The sequence below is a fragment of the Tenacibaculum agarivorans genome, from assembly GCF_001936575.1.
In the GTDB taxonomy this organism is placed as follows: domain Bacteria; phylum Bacteroidota; class Bacteroidia; order Flavobacteriales; family Flavobacteriaceae; genus Polaribacter; species Polaribacter agarivorans.
The window spans coordinates 18,617-32,616 of sequence record NZ_MSMP01000023.1 but is presented as its reverse complement, the minus strand read 5'-3'; the positions used below and the strand labels follow the sequence as shown (position 1 = coordinate 32,616).

Genomic DNA, 14,000 nt, shown 5'->3' with positions numbered 1-14,000 from the left:
TTTTTCTTATCTTAAAGTGTTGTAAGTATAGATGAATTGGTATTGTTTTTGTACATTCATCTATAAAGTAATCCCACTAAAATAGTTTGAAGATGAATAGACTAGTCCTCCTTACATTCTTAGCATTTAGCGTATTATCCAGTAATGCTCAAAAATTGATTCAAAATGAATCAAGAACAATGGTTACGTTTAAGATTAAAAATTTTGGTTCATACGTTGATTGCATATTTACAAAAGTTAAATTTGAAGGTAGTTTTGATCAAAATGATTTAGCAAATAGTTACATCAATGCTATTATAGATGTTTCATCAGTAGACACCAATAATACCTCAAGAAATAAAAGCATAGCTAAAGAAAAATACTTTCACGTAGCTAAGTATCCAAATATTACATTGAAATCTACTAAAATAGAAATGGTAGATACAAATCTATATAATTTAATAGGTGACTTAACAATTAAAGGAACGACAAAGAAAGTGACTATTCCAATAAAGATTTCTGAAAAGGATAATCAAATCAATATATCATCGGATTTCACTATAAACAGGTTAGATTATAATGTTGGAAAAGGCAGTTTAATATTATCTAAAAAAGTAGTTGCAAAAGTAAATTATCTTGCTTCAAAATAAAGTTATTGTTTTAGGTGGTGGTTTAGCAGGCTTAGTAAGTGCATTGCATTTAGCTAAAAAAGGAATCCCTGTAACAGTAATAGAGAAAAACCAATACCCTAAACATAAAGTTTGTGGAGAATATATATCGAATGAAGTATTACCCTATTTACAATCATTAGGTTTTAATCCTTTAGTTTTTCAAGCCAAGAAAATTACCCATTTTACCTTAACTACGTCAAATAATAAGACATTAGAAACTCAATTACCCTTGGGAGGATTCGGAATTAGTAGGTATACCTTAGATTTTGAATTAGCTAAAAAAGCGAAAGAAATAGGAGTTGAAATCATAGAAGATACTGTTGTTGATGTACATTTTGAAAAAGATAGTTTTACTGTACAAACAAAACGAAATAAAAAATATAGCGCTGCAATAGTAATTGGAGCCTATGGAAAACGTTCTAATTTAGATGTAAATTTAGAACGAGGATTTATAAAAAAAACTTCACCTTTTTTAGCAGTAAAAGCACATTATAGAGGAGATTTTCCAGAAGATCAAGTTTCGTTATATAATTTTAAAGGAGGCTATTGTGGAGTTTCTAAAATAGAGAATGACCATATTAATATTTGCTATATTGCTAGTTATAACTCTTTCAAAAAGTATAAAAATATTGATGACTTTCAGTCCAATATTATCTCGAAAAATAAACCGCTACAAACCATTTTAGAACATTCAGAATTGGTGTTTTCAAAACCATTAACTATTAGTCAAATTTCTTTTGCAAAAAAAAATCCAGTAGAAAATCATATATTATTTTGTGGAGATACAGCAGGATTGATTCACCCACTTTGTGGTAACGGCATGGCTATGGCTATACATGCTGCAAAAATAGCATCGGAACAAATTGTAGATTATTTTAATGGTAAAATTCAATCAAGAGTACAATTAGAAAAAACATATGAATTAGAATGGAGAAAAGCTTTTGAAAAGAGACTAGGAATGGGAAGAAGATTGTCAATTTTATTTAGAATGAATTATTTCTCTGAATTCATTACCTTAGGATTACAATTGTTTCCATGGATATTACCTTTAATTATCAGAAGAACACATGGGAAATATCTGAGTCCACTAAAATGATTACAACCAAATATAGAAGTAGTGAAAAAGAAATTATGGATGATTTTGATATGACAGGAGAGTTGTTAATCAAAACATTAGACCAGATTGCAAAAATTAATACACTACTAGGAGGAAATGCCTTAACTTTAGATGGGGTGAAAAAATTAATTAAACAACAATCTAAAGATACCATCATAACCATTGTGGATTTGGGTTGTGGTAATGGAGATATGCTTAGAAGCATAGCAAAGTATGGGAGAAAGTATAATTATAATTTTCAACTCATAGGTATTGATGCTAATGGTTGTACATTAGAATATGCAAAAAAGTTATCGGAAAAATATCCTGAAATTCAATATGTAAAACAAGATATTATGTCTGATGAGTTTAGAAAATCATCTTACGATATTGTTTTGTCTACACTATTTCTACATCATTTTTCAGATAGAGACATAGAAACGATGCTAACTATGCTTGAAAAGCAAACTAAAATAGGTGTTATAATTAACGACTTACATAGACATAAATTAGCCTATTATCTATTTAAGATGATTACAGTATTTATTAGTAATCGAATGGTGAAAAACGATGGGTTAATCTCTATTTTAAGAGGGTTTAAGAAACATGAACTATCACAATTTGCAGCAAAACTAAAGGGTAAAAGTAACATTACATGGAAATGGGCATTTCGATACCAATGGATTATACAGTATAACTAACTACTATGAGTGTAAAAATAACGGCAGTTGCAAAACAACTTCCTAAATATACAAGAACTACAGAAGAAATTGTGCCATATTTAAAACTATGGTTATCTGGGCAAGAAGAGCGTTTTCAACGAAAAGCAATAAAGATTTTTGAAAACGCAGGAGTAGATAGGAGATACTCTATCATGGATGCTGAGGATGTGTTTTTACATACTTCTTTTGAAGAAAAAAATGATGTGTACATACAAGAATGTACGAAACTTGCTGAACAAGCACTTGTAAAAGCGTTAAATAAGGCAAACTTGAAAGCAAACGAACTGGATTATATCATAACCGTAAGTTGTACAGGAATTATGATTCCTTCGTTAGATGCTTTTCTAATCAATAGCCTACAAATGAAACAAGATATTGTACGTTTACCTGTTACAGAAATGGGTTGTGCAGCAGGAGTTTCTGGAATGATTTACGCCAAGAATTTTTTACAAGCCAATCCTAACAAACGTGCAGTAGTAATTGCAGTGGAATCACCTACAGCTACGTTTCAATTGGAAGATTTTTCTATGGTAAATATTGTAAGTGCAGCTATTTTCGGTGATGGTGCTTCAGCTGTAATTTTATCCTCTTATGAAGATGAAGCAGGACCAAAAATTATCGATGAAGCCATGTATCATTTTTATGATGCGACACATATGATGGGATTCAAACTCAAAAACACAGGGTTACAAATGGTATTGGATAAATCTGTTCCTGAAACAATATCCAATCATTTTCCAAACATTATTCACCCATTTTTAGAAAGAAATCAACTTACTATTGAAGATATAGATCATTTAGTATTTCACCCTGGAGGAAAAAAAATTGTGCAAACTGTAGAAGCATTATTTGGTTCTCTGGGAAAGAATATCGATGATACTAAAGAAGTACTCAAACTATATGGAAATATGTCTAGTGCTACAGTTTTATATGTGTTAGAACGTTTTATGGATAAACAATTACCAAAAGGAGATAAAGGATTACTATTAAGTTTTGGACCAGGATTTTCAGCACAACGAATTTTATTAGAATGGTAAAAGAATTTTCAGGTAAAAATGAATGGGCTGTTATTTTAGGAGGTTCCAGCGGATTAGGTTTAGCTACGGCTAAGAAGTTGGCTAAACACGGATTGCATATTTGTGTGATTCATAGAAGTAGAAAAGCAGAATTGCTGAATATTGATCATGAATTTTCAATACTAAAACAAGAGGGCGTGAAATTCTTATCGTTTAATATTGATGCACTGAATATTGCAAAAAGGGTAGATGTGATTCAACAACTACAGAATGAGTTCGAAGCGCAAGGAAAAATAAGAGTATTAGTTCACAGTATCGCTAAAGGAAATTTAAAACCAATGATTACTGAGGAAGCTAATCCAACATTAAAAAATGATGATTTTAGCTTAACCATAAACGCAATGGCTATTAGTTTGTACGATTGGACTAAAAGTTTATTTGAAGCAAATCTGTTTGCTGCCGATACACGTATTATTAGTTTTACCAGTCAGGGTAATCAAAAAGCATGGCAAAACTATGCAGCAGTTTCAGCAGCAAAAGTAGCTTTAGAAGCTATTACTAGAAATATTGCCCTAGAATTTGCATCCTATGGAATTAAAGCCAATTGTATTCAAGCAGGAGTTACCAATACAGATTCATTTAAACGCATACCTGGTAGTGATGTTATTAAGCAGCATACATTAGCTACAAATCCCTTTAGAAGATTAACCAGACCAGAAGATGTAGCAAATGTGGTATATTTATTAAGTAAAGATGAAGCCATTTGGATCAATGGAAGCATTATTCCTGTAGATGGAGGAGAACATATAACGTAAATGACCGAAAACGAAATTAAAGCAGTATTACCGTATCAAAAACCTTTTTTGTTTGTGGATACATTAACGAATATTTCTGAAGAGGGAATTACAGGAAGTTATACGTTCAAAAAAGATGAATTTTTTTATCAAGGGCATTTTAAAAATCATCCCATAACCCCAGGTGTAATTTTAACAGAGGTTATGGCGCAAATAGGAGTAGTATGTTTAGGAATTTATCTACTCAGATATGAAAACTTAGAAATAAATGCTCCAAAAATAGCATTGACATCACATGCCATAGATTTTTTTCTTCCTATACATCCGGAAGAAAAAGTAACTGTAATTTCAGAAAAACAATATTTTAGATTTCATAAATTAAAATGTAAAGTAAAAATGATAAATGCTAAAGGTGAGTTAGTCTGCCGAGGTGAAATAGCAGGAATGATATCAAAATAGATCAATTGAAAAAAAGAGTAGTTATAACAGGTTTAGGCGTAGTTGCCCCTAATGGGATAGATATTCCATCGTTTACTAGCGCGATTAAAAATGGAGTATCTGGAATTACGTTTCATCAAGATTTACAGGAGCTCAAGTTTTCTTGTTGCATTGGAGGAATCCCTGAAATTACTGAAGAAAAAAAATTAGAATACCTAACACCATTACAGCTAAGAGGATTTAATAGTTCTGGAATTTTATATGGATGCATTGCAGGTATAGATGCATGGAAAGACGCTGGATTTACTATAGATGAGAAAAGTGAATTGGATTTCGATAGCGGAATTATCTTCGGAACAGGTACATCTGGAGTTGATAAATTTAGAGAAGCCATTTATAAAGTTGATGAAAAAAAAGTAAAACGTTTAGGAAGTACTGCCGTGGTGCAAACTATGGCTAGTGGAATAAGTGCCTATTTGGGTGGTATGTTAGGCTTAGGTAATCAAGTTACTACAAATTCATCAGCTTGTACCACAGGAACTGAAGCAATTATTATGGGATATGATAGAATTTCTTCAGGAAAAGCAAAACGAATGTTAGTAGGAAGTTGTAGTGATGGTGGGGCTTATGTTTGGGGTGGTTTTGATGCGATGCGAGTGCTCACCTATAAGCATAATGATTCACCAGAAAAAGCATCACGACCTATGAGTGCAACAGCTTCTGGATTTGTACCTGGAGCTGGTGCAGGAGCGTTGGTATTAGAATCTTTAGAGAGTGCTTTGGAACGAAAGGCAACAATTTATGCAGAGGTTTTGGGAGGAGCAGTTAATTCTGGAGGTCAACGAAACGGAGGTACAATGACAGCTCCAAACGGAATTGCAGTTCGGCGTTGTATTACCGAAGCTATCCATAATTCAGGAATTCATCCAAAAGATATAGATTTGATTAACGGCCATTTAACAGCAACTTCTAAAGATGCCTTTGAGGTTCAAAATTGGTCGGAAGCATTACAGTTAAAGGGTACAGATTTTCCGTATATTAATTCACTAAAATCTATGGTAGGACATTGTTTAGCTGCTGCTGGTAGTATAGAAAGCGTTGCTGCAATCGTACAACTCTATGAAGGGTTTATTTTTCCATCTATTAATTGTGAAGATGTACATCCAGAGATTCTAGATAGTATCGTTGAAGAAAAAATCCCGAAGGAAAAAATAAACAAAGAGTTGAATATAGTAGCTAAAGCTAGTTTTGGTTTTGGAGACATAAATGGGTGTGTAATTTTTAAAAAATATAAGGACTGATGTATAAAATTCAAGATATTTAAGAAACAAGATTAAAGACTTAATACTTAAGAAATATGACAAACGAAGAATTAATTTTAAAATTAAAAAAGATCGTAAAGCCCTATATTCAGGATGAAAATGCGTTTGAAAATTTAACAGAAGAGACCGATTTTATAAATGATCTTAAGATTAATTCTGCTAACTTGGTGGATGTGATTTTAGATGTAGAAGATGAATTTGATATTGAAATAGATAACGATGCTATGGAAAAAATGCTAGATATAAAGAATGCATTAGCAATTATACAAAGTAAACTTGCTTAAATGATAGGTAATGATATTATAGATATCAATTTTACAAAAGAGCAAAGTAATTGGAAGCGTAAAGGTTTTTTAGATAAGGTATTTACAAAAGAAGAAAAATACTTAATTAAAAATTCGGAGTGTCCTTTTCTCTCAGTTTGGCGAATGTGGTCGATGAAAGAAAGTGCATATAAAAGTCATCTTCAATATCATAAAAAACGTTTTTTTAATCCTAAAAAATTAGAATGTTTTATTCAAGATACTAAAAAAGGATATGTAATAATTAATCAAATAAAATATCTTACCCATACAATCTTTGAAAGTAATTACATTTACACAACTACCAATAGCTCAGAAAGAGGTATAAAAAATTGTTGTTTCTATATTGAAAATACTATAATTAAAAATCAACAAAAAGAAGTGTATCATCAACTAAAAAAGATGGTGTCAAATAAACTAACTATAAATTATAATGAATTATTCATACAAAAATCTATAGCGGGTATTCCAAAACTATTTGTTCAGGATCAAGAAATTGATATACAATTCTCATTAACACACCATGGACATTATGGAGCTGTGTCTATATTGTAATGATAACTTCATTTAAAAGCAATTGTTTGTTAAATAAGGGCTCAGTATATTTCCAAGAAAATTTATAAGACTATATTTGAAAAATAAAAATTGAGTCATGTCATTTCATGAAATCTTAGGATATCTGGCAGCCTTTTTAACTACTGCTTCTTTCTTACCTCAAGTATATAAATCTTGGAAAACTAAATCTACAGAAGGATTATCACTAACCATGTATACGGTCTTTTTTATAGGGATATTATGTTGGTTAGTTTATGGTATTTACCTGAATAGTATGCCAATAATTTTAGCAAATACAATTACAGGTATTTGTGCATTCATTTTAATCGTTTTAAAAATAAGATATAAATAATAAGTTTGAATTTAATGTCAAGGAAATTACATTTACAAACTAGAAAGTTACACAGATATTTAGGTGCTTTTATAGGAATACAATTTTTATTTTGGACTATTGGAGGATTGTATTTTAGTTGGAATAACATGAAAGATGTTCATGGTAAAACATTATTAGATAAATCTGAACATATTCTTGGTTTTGATTATAATGAACCTGTTCGTAAATTATTAACAGTAGTTCCTAAGCCTATTAAAACGATAGAAGGGATTATTGTAAATACAGATAGCCTTCTTCGTGTAAAAACCTCTCAAGGTGTTCGTCTTTTAAAACTGAATAAAAATCAACATAATATCAGAGAGTACTTAACTGAGGAACAAGTTCTTGCGTTTGTGAAAAGTAGATTGAAGTCAGAAATTCCAATTAGAAAAATTGAATTTTTACAAGAAGATCATATTTCTAAAGCACACGAATATCGAGAAAAACCATTACCAGTTTACGGAGTTCATTTAGAACATGAAACCAACACCATTGTTTATGTGAATCCTGAATTAGCAAAGATTACTTCTGTACGTAATGATAATTGGCGTCGTTTTGATTTTTTATGGATGCTGCACGTAATGGATTTTGAAACCAGAGATCACATTACCAATTGGACACTGCGTATTTTTTCTGTATTAGGATTAGCTACAATTCTTTCAGGTTTTTACTTGTTTTACCTAAGTTCTCCAACTATAAGAAAGTTAAAAAAAAAAGTGTAAATCTATAATGTATTGATTTTTAGCAAATCACCTTTTTTGGGTGAATGATTTTGCTTGTAGGTCTTGTAATTTTAGAGTAGTCTTAATTAGTTAAAATCAAACAATATGAAAAAAAATCTAAACTTTCAAGGAGTAAAAAAATTAGACAAAAAAGAACAACAAAAAATTAATGGAGGTGTTTTTCATTCTTGTCCAAGTGATGGAGGATATTGTACTGTAGGAATGCCTGTACATTGTATTACAGCTTATGTATACATTTGTATTGATAATAAATGGGTAAGAGTATAAACAATATTGTTGTCACATTTGAGAATAAAAAATCAATAAAGTCCGCATTTGCGGACTTTTTATTTTAAAACACGTAATTTTGAATCTATAATTAGTATACTAAAGTTACTTCATATTTGAACCTTTGTAAGAGAGTACATAATGCAAATTATTACAATTCAATCTATGATATTCCTAAACATATTTGGAATGAATTAGATTGTGAAAATAATTTATATTTTAATCCAAAATACTTATCAGCCATTGCTGAAAGTCATCCTAATATAGATTTTCGGTACGTAGTATTGTTTGATGATAACAAAAATGCAAAGGCATTTGCTACTATTCAAGTGGTTCATTTTTACCTAGATAGTGTTCAAAATGAATTGCAAAGCTTTATTGAACAAATAAAAAAGTTAGGAAGGAAATTTGGAATACTCTCCAAACAAACATCTTTTAAAATATTAACCTGTGGAAATACTTTTGTAAGTGGAGAACATGGTTTTTTTATAAAAGGTAATCAAAATAAGCAAAAAGTAATAAAAGAGTTAGCAAAATCTGTAGTTCATTTAGTAGATAAAGAAAATGCTTTTGCCTATAAAATTAGCGGATTTATGCTTAAAGATTTTGTTCAAGAATCATTATCTATGACAGATGAATTGTTAGAATACCATTATCATTCATTTAATGTAGAGCCTAATATGTTATTAGCTATAGATAAGGAATGGATTGATTTTAATGGATATTTAGCCGCTATGAAAACTAAATTTCGAGTAAAAGCAAAAAAAGCTATGGAGCTTAGTTTGCCATTAGAGATAGTGGAGATAAATATGAGTAATTTGAAGGATTATTTACCTCAAATGAAAAAGTTATATAAAAATGTTTCTTCAAAAGCAGGATTCAATTTAGGTACTTTCAATCTAGAATCATATCAGAAATTGAAACAAAACTTAGGAGATAATTACATAATCAGAGGATATATACTAAAGCAAAAATTAGTAGGTTTTTTATCTGGATTGATTAATCAAAATCAGTTGGATGCTCATTTTGTGGGTATTGATTATAAATACAATAGAAAGTATGCAATTTATCAGCGCATGTTGTATGATTATATCAGTATTGCTTTAGAAAAAAAAGTAGAACATATTAATTTTGGAAGAACAGCAAGTGAAATAAAAAGTTCAGTAGGTGCTGTACCACAAGACCTAACGATTTATTTAAGACATAAAAGACACATTCCAAATAAAATTTTAAGTTTTTTCATTAATAAAATTCAGCCAACGCCTTTTCAACAAAAATTTCCTTTTAAGGCTAAAACCCTTGTTGTTAAACCTTAAAAAAGTTACCTTTATCTAGTTAAAAATATTCGTATGAAAGATACCAAAGAGCTCATCAATATTCTTACACTTACAGAGGAGGGAAACAATAATTTTAGTGGGATTAGTAAAGATATTGGAAGTCCAAATGTTTTTGGAGGACAAGTACTAGCACAGTCTTTAAATGCTGCTTACAGAACAATAAATAATGAAAGAATTTTGCATTCTTTACATTCCTATTTTTTAGAACCTGGAGACTTAACTATACCTATTACGTATAATGTGCAAACAATTAGAGATGGAGGTAGTTTTTCTACACGAAGAGTAACTGCAACTCAAAAGGATAGAACCATTTTTATTCTAGCATGTTCATTTCACAAAAAAGAAGAAGGATATGAACATCAAATGGAAATGAAAGAAAAAATAAAGCAGCCTGAAGCTTTATTGAGTTGGACAGAAATGTTTGATCAATTTGGTGATTTTTTACCTAAGAAGATGAGAGCCTTTTTAAGTGTAGAACGTCCAATAGATTTTAAACCTGTTGAAATTTTAAATCCAATAGAATTAAAAGATTTACCACCTGTGGTAGACGTTTGGTTTAAATTAAAGGGAGATAGTAGCAACTTAAGTTTAGCATTAAAGCAACAGATACTGACGTATATTTCAGATTACAATATTTTAACAGCTTGTTTATATCCAAATGCAAGTAAGGCACATTTCGGAAATACACATATGGTGAGTTTAGATCATTCTATGTGGTTTTATCGCGATTTTGATTTTGATGATTGGCTATTGTTTTCTATAGAAAGTCCAAACTCAAATGCTGCTAGAGGTTTTGCATATGGAAATATTTTCACCAGAGAAGGAAAATTAGTTGCCTCCGTAACACAGGAAGGATTAATGAGACCTAAAAGAAAAGCTTAAATAAATGAATCCAATATATTATGTGCTTTCAGTAAATGGTTTACTGTTATTGTTAAGTGGTGTTTTTTATCTATTTCCACCAAAAAAAATAAATTCTTGGTATGGATACAGAACGCCTAGAACTATGGAAAACCAAGAAGTTTGGGATTTTGCCAATACTTTTTTTAATAAACAATTCTTATTGTATTCAGTAATTTCTTTTGTAGCAGCATTAATTTTAGCTACCGTTGCTGGAAAAATTTCATGGCAACCCATAGCAATTATGGTAATGACGCTTGGAGTTTGCGTGATAAAAACAGAACAAGAATTGAATAAACACTTTGATAAAGAAGGGAAAAAGTTGAAATAATCAATTTCCCTTCTCCAGTAATTTAACAACCGTAATCAATAGTTAATTTATTAATTTCGTCTATTGTGTTTTCAATAATTTCAGTAAACATTGCTTGTTTAGTGATAAAATTTTGTTGATTTTTAGATATAGAACTCCCAGCTGGTTGTGGAAGCATAGACACTGTCTTTTCTCTCTCTTCTATTGCAAATTTATCTGCGATAGTGAGTGCTTCATTACATTCGCAATCAACACGATCTCCTTCTAGCAAAATAGGAATTACTACCTTACCTTTTATTTCCGCAGCAGCGGTTTTAATTGTACCTTGAATAGTAATCTGTACAGCAGCATCCCAACCTACAGTTTGTACATTATTACCATTTTTTTCATGACAAATTTTTGTTATAGGTTCTGCCTCAATGGAAATAAATATTTTACCACTAATTTGAGGAAAATTCTTCTTTACGATACCTCCTACTTTTTTAGCTAAATCTCCTGGTAAAACTGATAGTCCTGCTTGAATTGTTGCACCGACATCTTTACCAAATGAAATTTCTAAAGATGCTGTTGGTCTTTTAGTAGATAATCGAATTCCCGATTTTAATTGACTACAATCGTAAAGCCAAACACCAAGATATATTGGCCCTAGCTTCATACTTTTTTGCGATAATGCCATAATAATAGTTTTTAATTAATATTTGATTGGCATCAAAAGTATTTGCAATAGTTAGGTATAGTGTGAGGATAAATAACGATTAAAACGTAGTTAAACAACTAGTTTTAATAGAATGATAAACAGAAAAGTAAAACAGAAAAAGCTTTGTGATAAATTAGTTGTCTTCTTCTTTTAAAAGGAGAATATCACTAATGATTTTTTGCATGTTTTCGAAATTGGTACCATCATACATACCACGGATACGCCTTTTTTTATCAATTAAAATAAAGTTTTCCGTATGAATAAAATCCTGAACACCACCATCACCTTCATCTAGTACAGCAAAATAACTTTTTCTAGCAAGTTCATAAATATGTTTTTTATCACCAGTAGTAACATTCCATTTTGTATCAATAACCCCTTTTCTATTTGCATAAGTTTTCAATACAGGAACACTATCTAATTTAGGGGTTACAGAATGCGAAAGAAACATAATATCATCATCATTTTCAAAATACTTTTGTAATTCTAACATGTTATTCGCCATAGGAATACAAATTCCTTTACAAGTAGCAAAAAAGAAATCAGCAACATAAATTTTATCTTTATACTCTTCCTGTGTAATAGTTTCTCCATTCTGATTAATCAATTCAAAATCTGCTATCGTATGATTTTTAGTAAACATTCTAATAGAATTATCTACTAGCTTAGGATTAATATCTGCAGGATTATATATTGGTAATTTTTGATCTACTTTTACCAAAAAATAATAGCAAGGCAAGGCTACAATGGTGAAAAAGATTAAAAACAGAAAAGTGTACTTAGATTTTTTAAAAAAATTGATGTTCATTACGAATAATTTCGAGTACAAAAATACGGCACAAAAAGAGGCTTTCCTAAAATGTATGTTAAAAGATTTGTAAGTACTTAAAAGCTATTTTTACAACTCTATTGAAAAGCGTACATTTGTTAAATTTTTAAAACAAGATAGTAATACCATTTATGGAAATTTTTATAAAAGCATCACAATTCATTTTAAGTCTCTCGTTATTAATTGTTTTACACGAGTTAGGGCATTTTATTCCAGCTAAGTTGTTTAAAACTAAGGTTGAAAAATTTTATTTGTTTTTCGATTACAAGTTTTCACTATTCAAAAAGAAAATAGGAGAAACTGTATATGGAATTGGTTGGATTCCTTTAGGAGGATATGTGAAAATTTCTGGAATGATTGATGAGAGCATGGATACAGAGCAAATGAAAGAAGAACCAAAGCCATGGGAGTTTCGGTCTAAACCAGCTTGGCAACGTTTAATCATTATGTTAGGTGGTGTTTTTGTAAACTTTGTTTTGGGAATTTTAATCTACATATGTTTAATGTGGGCTTATGGAGAAAAATACCTTCCAAATGATAGTGTAAAAGATGGAATATGGGTACAAGATGAATTGGCTTCAACACTAGGTTTAGAAACAGGAGATAAGGTACTTTCTGTAGATGGTGAAAAAATTGAAAAATTTGGTCAACTTCCAGTTGAGTTTATAAATGGTAATAGTTTTGTTATAGAAAGAAATGGAGCACAAATAGAAAAAGAAATTCCAGTGAACTTTATTTCTAAGCTAGTAGATAGAGGCAAAGAGGCAGGAAGTTTTATTTTACCTAGATATCCATTTGTTGTTGCTGGTGTTGCAGAAGATTCTCCGAATAATAAAGCTTTACAATCAAAAGATTTTATCACAGCTATAGGAGGAGAGAAAGTTACATATTTTGATGAAGCTAAAGTACTTTTAGCTAAGCATAAAAATACTACGACCACAGTTACAGTAAAAAGAGGAGAAGAACTTAAAGATGTTACTGTGCAAGTAAATGAAGAAGGAAAGTTAGGTGTAGGATTAATGATGCTTAAGTTAGGAGATTTAGAAAAGTTAGGATACTATAAGTTAGCAGATAAATCATACTCATTTATAGAGGCTATTCCTGCAGGTTTAGACAAATCTTGGAGCACGCTTACAGGTTATGTTAAGCAGTTGAAGAAAATATTTAATCCAAGTACAGGAGCTTATAAAGGTTTAGGAGGTTTTATTTCTATTGGAAGCATCTTCCCTTCGGAGTGGAGTGCTTATAGTTTTTGGAGTATAACAGCATTTCTGTCAATAATGTTAGGGTTTATGAATTTATTACCTATCCCTGCATTAGATGGAGGACATGTAGTGTTTACCTTATGGGAGATGATCACAGGAAAAAAGCCAAGTGATAAATTCTTAGAATATGCTCAATTGGCTGGTTTTGTAATTTTATTAGCATTATTATTATTTGCTAATGGTAATGATGTTGTAAAACTATTTAAATAACTTACTTACTAGGCGGCTTTAACTTTTAAAGAGAAATTAAAAGGCGCAATCCAATAATAGTTTTTTCTGCACGAAAGGCAGTTATAAAATTTAATGAATCGGATATGTTTTACAAATCCGGTTCTTTTTCTTCTAATACGTTCAGAAGACCCGCAGTGAGGACAAGTTTTCATA

The 14,000-nt window shown here is 30.5% G+C and carries 18 protein-coding genes; 16 read left to right on the top strand and 2 right to left on the bottom strand.

Annotated features, from left to right (window positions below; translation table 11 throughout):
- The first annotated feature begins 92 nt into the window (after positions 1-92).
- The 15 genes from BVC87_RS16285 to BVC87_RS16215 all read left to right on the top strand — a co-directional run bounded on the left by BVC87_RS16285 (position 93) and on the right by BVC87_RS16215 (position 10,846).
- A complete protein-coding gene (locus BVC87_RS16285) occupies positions 93-629 on the top strand; it encodes a YceI family protein (protein ID WP_075343465.1) in 537 nt (178 codons plus the stop codon).
- Positions 616-1,746, top strand: a complete 1,131-nt coding sequence (locus BVC87_RS16280; protein WP_099098861.1) for an NAD(P)/FAD-dependent oxidoreductase — start codon at positions 616-618, stop codon at positions 1,744-1,746. Before BVC87_RS16285 ends, BVC87_RS16280 begins: the two co-directional genes overlap by 14 nt.
- Positions 1,743-2,447 (top strand): methyltransferase domain-containing protein, encoded by a 705-nt coding sequence (locus BVC87_RS16275; RefSeq protein ID WP_075343463.1) that lies wholly within the window; start codon positions 1,743-1,745, stop codon positions 2,445-2,447. The genes BVC87_RS16280 and BVC87_RS16275 overlap by 4 nt, the downstream gene beginning before the upstream one ends.
- Before the next feature lie 5 nt (positions 2,448-2,452).
- Positions 2,453-3,505 (top strand): type III polyketide synthase, encoded by a 1,053-nt coding sequence (locus tag BVC87_RS16270; protein WP_075343462.1) that lies wholly within the window; start codon positions 2,453-2,455, stop codon positions 3,503-3,505.
- Positions 3,499-4,299: an SDR family oxidoreductase gene (locus BVC87_RS16265; RefSeq protein ID WP_075343461.1), complete on the top strand. Its 801-nt coding sequence runs from the start codon at positions 3,499-3,501 to the stop codon at positions 4,297-4,299. Before BVC87_RS16270 ends, BVC87_RS16265 begins: the two co-directional genes overlap by 7 nt.
- Positions 4,300-4,737 carry a 3-hydroxyacyl-ACP dehydratase FabZ family protein gene (locus BVC87_RS16260; RefSeq protein WP_075343460.1) on the top strand — a complete coding sequence of 146 codons (438 nt, stop codon included), beginning with the start codon at positions 4,300-4,302 and terminating at the stop codon, positions 4,735-4,737.
- A 5-nt stretch (positions 4,738-4,742) separates the two neighbouring features.
- The gene (locus tag BVC87_RS16255) at positions 4,743-6,017 is read left to right on the top strand and encodes a beta-ketoacyl-[acyl-carrier-protein] synthase family protein (RefSeq protein WP_083629544.1); all 1,275 of its coding nucleotides are present in this window, start codon (positions 4,743-4,745) and stop codon (positions 6,015-6,017) included.
- A 56-nt stretch (positions 6,018-6,073) separates the two neighbouring features.
- Positions 6,074-6,322 carry an acyl carrier protein gene (locus tag BVC87_RS16250; protein ID WP_075343458.1) on the top strand — a complete coding sequence of 83 codons (249 nt, stop codon included), beginning with the start codon at positions 6,074-6,076 and terminating at the stop codon, positions 6,320-6,322.
- Positions 6,323-6,895, top strand: a complete 573-nt coding sequence (locus BVC87_RS16245) for a 4'-phosphopantetheinyl transferase family protein (protein ID WP_075343457.1) — start codon at positions 6,323-6,325, stop codon at positions 6,893-6,895.
- A 97-nt stretch (positions 6,896-6,992) separates the two neighbouring features.
- Entirely contained in the window at positions 6,993-7,247 is a 255-nt protein-coding gene (locus BVC87_RS16240) for a SemiSWEET family sugar transporter (protein WP_075343456.1), read from the top strand.
- Positions 7,248-7,261: 14 nt separating this feature from the next.
- Positions 7,262-7,990 carry a hypothetical protein gene (locus BVC87_RS16235; RefSeq protein WP_075343455.1) on the top strand — a complete coding sequence of 243 codons (729 nt, stop codon included), beginning with the start codon at positions 7,262-7,264 and terminating at the stop codon, positions 7,988-7,990.
- A gap of 105 nt (positions 7,991-8,095) precedes the next feature.
- Positions 8,096-8,278, top strand: coding sequence for a hypothetical protein (locus tag BVC87_RS16230; RefSeq protein ID WP_075343454.1), 183 nt, complete (start codon positions 8,096-8,098; stop codon positions 8,276-8,278).
- 116 nt (positions 8,279-8,394) lie between these two features.
- Entirely contained in the window at positions 8,395-9,594 is a 1,200-nt protein-coding gene (locus tag BVC87_RS16225) for a GNAT family N-acetyltransferase (RefSeq protein ID WP_075343453.1), read from the top strand.
- 33 nt (positions 9,595-9,627) lie between these two features.
- Positions 9,628-10,497: an acyl-CoA thioesterase gene (locus tag BVC87_RS16220; protein ID WP_075343452.1), complete on the top strand. Its 870-nt coding sequence runs from the start codon at positions 9,628-9,630 to the stop codon at positions 10,495-10,497.
- 4 nt (positions 10,498-10,501) lie between these two features.
- A complete protein-coding gene (locus tag BVC87_RS16215) occupies positions 10,502-10,846 on the top strand; it encodes an SdpI family protein (RefSeq protein WP_075343451.1) in 345 nt (114 codons plus the stop codon).
- A 22-nt stretch (positions 10,847-10,868) separates the two neighbouring features.
- Here the strand turns inward: BVC87_RS16215 and BVC87_RS16210 are convergent, their stop codons facing one another.
- Both BVC87_RS16210 and BVC87_RS16205 read right to left on the bottom strand, forming a co-directional pair.
- Positions 10,869-11,501, bottom strand: coding sequence for a hypothetical protein (locus BVC87_RS16210; protein WP_075343450.1), 633 nt, complete (start codon positions 11,499-11,501; stop codon positions 10,869-10,871).
- A 154-nt stretch (positions 11,502-11,655) separates the two neighbouring features.
- A complete protein-coding gene (locus BVC87_RS16205; RefSeq protein ID WP_075343449.1) occupies positions 11,656-12,330 on the bottom strand; it encodes an SCO family protein in 675 nt (224 codons plus the stop codon).
- A gap of 152 nt (positions 12,331-12,482) precedes the next feature.
- Between BVC87_RS16205 and rseP the strand changes: the two genes are divergently transcribed.
- Entirely contained in the window at positions 12,483-13,826 is a 1,344-nt protein-coding gene (gene rseP / locus BVC87_RS16200) for an RIP metalloprotease RseP (RefSeq protein ID WP_075343448.1), read from the top strand.
- The last annotated feature ends 174 nt before the right edge of the window (positions 13,827-14,000 follow it).